We start from the raw sequence: 1659 nt of genomic DNA, 5'->3' as shown, positions 1-1659 counted from the left end.
TTCTGCAGCTTCTGCGTTAATCTCTGTATTGGCAGACTAATTCTGTTGATAATCTCAACCAGCCCGGTATCCCCCCGGGCTGATTTTATTTTTATCCAGTCGTTAAAATTTATTGTTTCCTGACAACCGTTTTCGTCAGAGAATCCGAAAATAAATATCCCCTCTCCTGCTGCCAGCGCCAACTTCACACCAGAAATCAGATTATTAATAATCTTAAATAAGAATTTTATATTTTTCATAAATACGCTTTAGCCATTTTATGGGTGCGCCGATATATAGGGTATGCGGCAGTCATAACGCATATTTTATTTAAATTCTATTTTGGGCGGATCGCACCGCCAGGTTTTAATTGAGGATATATCATGTCACAGGTCATTAATACCAACGCACTGAGCCTGGTTGCACAGAACAACCTGAACAAATCTCAGTCCACTCTCGGCACTGCGATCCAACGCCTGTCTTCTGGTCTGCGTATTAACAGCGCAAAAGACGATGCTGCTGGCCAGGCTATCAGCAACCGTTTCACCGCCAGCATCTCTGGTCTGACTCAGGCTTCCCGCAACGCTAACGACGGTATCTCCATCGCTCAGACCACTGAAGGTGCGCTGAACGAAGTGAACGACAACCTGCAGAACATCCGTCGTCTGACTGTTCAGGCGCAGAACGGCACTAACTCCGATTCTGACCGTCAGTCCATCCAGGACGAAATCAATGCCCGTCTGGATGAAATCGACCGCATCTCCAATCAGACTGAATTTAACGGCGTTAAAGTTCTCAGCCAGGATCAGTCTCTGTCTATTCAGGTAGGTTCTAACGATAGCGAAACTATCAGTATCGATCTGAGCAAGATGGATGCCGGCACCCTCGGGATGACTGATTTCAACGTGGCTGGCGGTATTAATGCCGCAACCCTGAATACAACAGGCGCTAATGTGAATGTTGATGAAGGCTATAAGTATGATGTAGCTAATGTCACAGACACAGGTGCAGGTGCCAAAAAGGCGGATAATATTGTTAAAGATGATGCAACTGGTAAAATCTACGCCCAGATTGGTACAGATGCCGATCCGGCAAAAAATAAGTACTATGAAATTAAGGATGACGGTAAAGGCGGTATGACCTTCGATAGTGCTGGTGCGGATACAGGTTTTACTAAGGCTACAGCACCTACATCAGTAAAAGACCAGGAAGCTTATCACTCTACACAAGTAACAGGTGTACCGGCCGGTACCACCCTGAAAGACGATGGTAAAGGTAACTACTATCTGGAAGATGCTACGGGTAATTTAACCAATGCCAAACTGGATACTACCAACGATAAGGCTGGTAATTTCACTGCGACCATCACTGATTTAAAAACCGCAGTTAACACCAAACCAGCAACCACCGATCCGCTGAAAGCTATCGATGCCGCGCTGTCTCAGGTTGACAAACTGCGTTCTGGCCTCGGTGCCGTACAGAACCGTTTCGATTCTGTTATCAGCAACCTGAACAACACCGTTAACAACCTGTCTGAGTCTCGTTCTCGTATCCTCGACGCTGACTTCGCGTCTGAAGTATCTAATATGAGCCGCGCTAACATCCTGCAGTCTGCCGGTACTTCTGTTCTGGCACAGGCCAACCAGGTTCCGCAGAACGTTCTGCAGCTTCTGCGTTAAT

2 protein-coding genes are annotated in these 1659 nt (G+C 46.6%); one reads left to right on the top strand and one right to left on the bottom strand.

Annotation, left to right across the window (positions count from 1 at the left end; genetic code table 11):
• A partial coding sequence (locus D9734_RS19390; protein ID WP_130209812.1) for a hypothetical protein occupies window positions 1–239 on the bottom strand: 239 nt, incomplete at its 3' end.
• 123 nt (window positions 240–362) lie between these two features.
• On the opposite strand from D9734_RS19390, the gene D9734_RS19385 reads away from it, so the two are divergent.
• Complete coding sequence (locus D9734_RS19385; RefSeq protein ID WP_130209810.1) at window positions 363–1658, top strand: FliC/FljB family flagellin; 1296 nt, start codon at window positions 363–365, stop codon at window positions 1656–1658.
• The last annotated feature ends 1 nt before the right edge of the window (window position 1659 follow it).

The organism is Escherichia sp. E14S1 (assembly GCF_004211995.1).
GTDB lineage: Bacteria > Pseudomonadota > Gammaproteobacteria > Enterobacterales > Enterobacteriaceae > Escherichia.
This window is presented reverse-complemented; position numbering and strand designations above follow the sequence as displayed.

What these genes read in the sequence shown, in the direction of transcription:
- D9734_RS19385 (WP_130209810.1), top strand. Translation starts at nt 363, where the DNA reads ATGTCACAGGTCATTAATACCAACGCACTGAGCCTGGTTGCACAGAAC.